Genomic DNA, 3,940 nt, shown 5'->3' on the forward strand with positions numbered 1-3,940 from the left:
TAAAAAATAGATAATGGCGCTTTCAACCAAGTATGATCCTCGAGCAGTAGAAGATAAATGGTATAGAACCTGGATGGACAAGGGTTTCTTTCATTCTGAACCCAATCCGGATAAAGAGGCTTACACTATCGTCATACCCCCACCAAACGTAACAGGTGTCTTACACATGGGACATATGCTGAATAATACCATTCAGGATGTACTTATCAGAAAGGCCAGAATGGAAGGTAAGGAAGCATGCTGGGTGCCTGGAACCGATCATGCCTCAATTGCTACTGAAGCCAAGGTGGTAAAAATGCTTCGTGAAAAAGGTATACAAAAAGGCTCACTTTCCAGAGATGAGTTTTTGAAACATGCCTGGGAGTGGAAAGAAAAGTATGGCGGCATTATCCTTGAGCAGCTTAAAAAACTTGGTGCTTCATGCGATTGGGACCGCACGGCTTTTACAATGGACGACAATTATTACGAAGCTGTAATCAAGGTGTTTGTCGATCTATATAAAAAAGGATATATCTATCGCGGCCTAAGAATGGTAAACTGGGATGTAGAAGCCCAAACTACTATTTCTAATGAAGAAGTGATATACAAAGAAGGCGGTGAGATGTCTAAAATGTATTCGGTAAAATATCAGATTAAAGACTCTGACGAATACGTTGTAATCGCTACTCAACGCCCTGAGACCATTATGGGTGACACTGCCATAGCCGTGAACCCAAAAGACGACAGACATAAGCATTTAATTGGTAAAAAGGCCCTCGTTCCTTTTATAAATAGAGAAATCCCAATTATTGGCGATGATTATGTTGAGCTTGATTTTGGAACAGGTTGCCTGAAAGTAACACCTGCTCACGATCCTAATGATTATGAAATTGGGCAAAGACACAACTTAGAGATTATCGACACCATTGATTTTGATGGTACACTAAATGAGAAGTGTGAGATACCTCATTATGTAGGAGAAGATCGATTTGTTGTTAGAAAAAGGATTGTTAAAGACTTAAAAGAAGCCGAGCTACTCGTAGAAGAGAAAGATTTCAATACGCGGATAGGTCGCTCTGAAAGAACCAATAGTGTAGTTGAGCCTAAGCTCTCTCTGCAGTGGTTTATCAATATGAAAGAAATTTCCAGAAAGGCGCATAGTGCCGTAATGGAAGATGAGGTGGTTTTACACCCTGCTAAGTTTAAGAACACTTACAATCACTGGATGGAAAATGTACGTGATTGGTGTATCTCCAGACAGCTGTGGTGGGGACAACGTATACCAGCCTATTATTTTGGAGAAGGTGAAGATGATTACGTAGTAGCAAATTCAACGGAAGAAGCACTTGCTTCAGCAAAGGAGAAGAGTGGCAACCAAAGCCTAACAATTGATGACCTAAAACAAGACGAAGATGTTTTAGACACCTGGGCTTCATCATGGCTATTTCCATTAGCTGTATTCAATGGCTTTGACAAGGACTCTTTTGATGAGGAAACCGGTAAAATTATTGAAGGCGCCAATAAAGAGCTCGACTATTACTACCCAACCGCCACACTGGTTACCGCACCTGAGATTCTATTTTTCTGGGTGGCACGTATGATCATCGCTGGGTATGAGTACACGGGCAAAAAGCCATTCAAAGATGTTTACCTAACAGGTATTGTAAGAGATAAGCAGCGAAGAAAAATGTCAAAATCTCTTGGAAACTCTCCAGATCCGCTCGATTTAATTGAGCAATATGGAGCAGATGGCGTACGTACCGGTATGCTTTTTAGCTCACCGGCCGGAAATGACTTATTGTTTGATGAGAAATTGTGCGAGCAAGGAAGAAACTTTTCAAATAAAATCTGGAATGCCTTTAGGTTAGTTCAAGGTTGGGATGTAGACGAAAATTTAGATGGTGCAGCAAATCAGGTGGCTATCGACTGGTTTAAGGCACGTTATAATCAGACCCTGTTAGAGGTTGAGGCTCACTTTGAGAAATTTAGGATTTCTGACGCCTTGATGTCTGTTTATAAGTTGATTTGGGACGATTTCTGTTCCTGGTACTTAGAGATGGTAAAGCCAAATTACGGAGAGCCTATTGATCCTCACTCGTTAGAAGCTACTATCAACTTCTTCGAAGACATACTTAAGATACTTCACCCTTTCATGCCGTTTATCAGCGAAGAACTTTACCAGGAGCTGAGAAAGCGTGACGAGAAGGATTACCTCATCGTAGCAGAATGGCCTACAGCCAACCACCCTCACGAAGAAATAGTTGATAGGGCTAAAATTGCCTTTGATATCATCAGTAATGTAAGAAACATTAGAAGCTCAAAGCAGATATCACCAAAAGACAAGCTAGAGCTTAAGATAAAAGGTGACGATTTTACCAAGTTTAAGTTGTTTGGTTTTATGATCACTAAACTTGCCAACCTGGAGTCTATCGAGCCAACAGAAGAAAAAATAGAAGCCTCAGCAAATTTTGTAATTGAGGGTGATGAATTCTTTGTACCTCTTGCCGGCAGCATAGATACTGAGCAGGAGATTGAGGATATTAAGAAAGAACTCGAATACACTAAGGGCTTTCTGAAGGCTGTAGACAAAAAACTTAGCAATGAGCGTTTCGTGAATAATGCTCCTGATAAAGTCGTGGAAATGGAGAAAAAGAAGCGCCAGGACGCAGAAGCCAAGATTAAAATTCTGGAAGAGAGTCTGGCTGCTATGCAGTAACCCTTTGAGATGTAAAAGTCAAAACATCATAAAACAAAAGGCCCTCACAGCTAATATCTGTGAGGGCCTTCTTACTTATAAGTAATATTAACGACAGGCTATTTTATAAGTTCTTCCTCCATAGCTTACGCTACCACACTGTCTTGGAGCCGAATTTCTCTGATGGAGTACACCAGCCACTACAGGAGAAGCCATAGACGTACCACTAAGTGTTGCATAACCACCACCTCTATAAGTAGAAGTTACACTGCTACCAGTAGCAATCCAATCAACCGGAGATCCATAATTTGAAAATGATGAAAATGATTCTCCACAAGTCATTGAGGCAACTGTGTAAACACGACTCAAATTCTGACATGCCGGATCGTAATATGCAGCATCATCTGATGAGTTACCAGCAGCCAAAGCTATTTGCGACTGATCATTTAATCTTGCCAAAGCACTTCTGTAAGCACTGGAGCTAGAACATCCGGTTCTATATCTTGGTCCGAGACTCATATTTACAACATCTCCCGAGATATCGTTGGAAGCGACATAATCCATACCGCTGATTATGGTAGACGTACTCGAAGAGCCTGAGCCTAAAACATCTACAGCCACTACAGTAGCACCAGCTGAAACGCCAACAACTCCAATACTGTTATTAACTGCAGCAGCTATACCTGCCACATGTGTACCGTGACCATTAGAGTCATCTGGGCTTGAGTCAGCAAATGATCTTGAATAAGATGTGTTAACATTTAGATCCGGATGATCCAAATCTATACCGGTATCAACAATCCAAATCCAGGTATTATCTCCGGCACCGCTCGCAGAGCCTCCTGCATTCGAAATTGCACAAGCCGTGGTCTGTGCTTCTGTTTTACCATTCTTTAAATCATCAGGTAGGTTGTCCGCATCATATACAGCCTCAACCTCAAAATCTAATTCGATTTTACGGTCTTGCTCAATAAAGTCAACTCTAGGATCATTTTGAAGTTGCTCAAGTTTGTTTTTATCAAGATTAACAACAAAACCGTTGTAGACTGAAGTGAATTCAGCTTGGATTTGATCAGAAAGAATATCTTGTTCCTTGTAGAAAGCATTCAATTCTTCCTTTGCTCTAGACGTCTTCTCTCTGGCATAAGCGATTTTTTTCGCTCTGTCTGTAAATACTGGCTCATTGGCCCTGCCCGAGGTCATAACATCATCTTTAAAAACAACAATATACTGATTAGGTATTAATTGTTCTGCGCTCACAGGATC

2 protein-coding genes are annotated in these 3,940 nt (G+C 41.0%); one reads left to right on the forward strand and one right to left on the reverse strand.

The window, feature by feature from the left end:
• Window positions 1-13: 13 nt before the first annotated feature.
• Window positions 14-2,695 carry a valine--tRNA ligase gene (locus E1176_RS04485; protein WP_155209374.1) on the forward strand — a complete coding sequence of 894 codons (2,682 nt, stop codon included), beginning with the start codon at window positions 14-16 and terminating at the stop codon, window positions 2,693-2,695.
• 87 nt (window positions 2,696-2,782) lie between these two features.
• Here E1176_RS04485 and E1176_RS04490 read toward each other — a convergent pair.
• Window positions 2,783-3,940, reverse strand: a 1,158-nt coding sequence (locus tag E1176_RS04490; protein WP_155209375.1) for a S8 family peptidase, incomplete at its 5' end; no start/stop codon positions are given.

The sequence above is a fragment of the Fulvivirga aurantia genome (assembly GCF_009711475.1).
Classification (GTDB): domain Bacteria; phylum Bacteroidota; class Bacteroidia; order Cytophagales; family Cyclobacteriaceae; genus Fulvivirga; species Fulvivirga aurantia.

Coding starts and splice junctions, on each gene's coding strand:
- E1176_RS04485 (WP_155209374.1), top strand. CDS start 14: ATGGCGCTTTCAACCAAGTATGATCCTCGAGCAGTAGAAGATAAATGG.